Annotated in this window: 1 protein-coding gene; it reads left to right on the top strand. The window is 60.4% G+C overall.

All coding sequences use genetic code 11. The features are described from left to right. Positions 1-471, top strand: a 471-nt coding sequence (locus RCF34_RS22800; protein WP_308710165.1) for an EF-Tu/IF-2/RF-3 family GTPase, incomplete at its 5' end; no start/stop codon positions are given. Positions 472-482: the final 11 nt, after the last annotated feature.

The following is a 482-nucleotide window of genomic DNA, read 5'->3' on the forward strand; positions in this document are numbered from 1 at the left end:
ATCCAGGAAGAAGTCGAGATCGTGGGCATCAAGGCCACCGTCAAGACCACCTGCACCGGCGTCGAGATGTTCCGCAAGCTGCTGGACGAAGGCCGTGCTGGCGAGAACGTCGGCGTGCTGCTGCGTGGCACCAAGCGTGAAGACGTGGAGCGTGGCCAGGTTCTGGCCAAGCCGAACACCATCAAGCCGCACACCAAGTTCGAGTGCGAAGTGTACGTGCTGTCCAAGGAAGAAGGTGGTCGTCACACCCCGTTCTTCAAGGGCTACCGTCCGCAGTTCTACTTCCGCACCACCGACGTGACCGGTAACTGCGAGCTGCCGGAAGGCGTCGAGATGGTGATGCCGGGCGACAACATCAAGATGGTTGTCACCCTGATCGCTCCGATCGCGATGGAAGACGGTCTGCGTTTCGCCATCCGTGAAGGCGGTCGTACCGTCGGCGCCGGCGTGGTTGCCAAGATCATCGAGTAATCGATTGATCT

The sequence above is a fragment of the Pseudomonas sp. 102515 genome, assembly GCF_031085165.1.
Lineage (GTDB): Bacteria > Pseudomonadota > Gammaproteobacteria > Pseudomonadales > Pseudomonadaceae > Chryseomonas.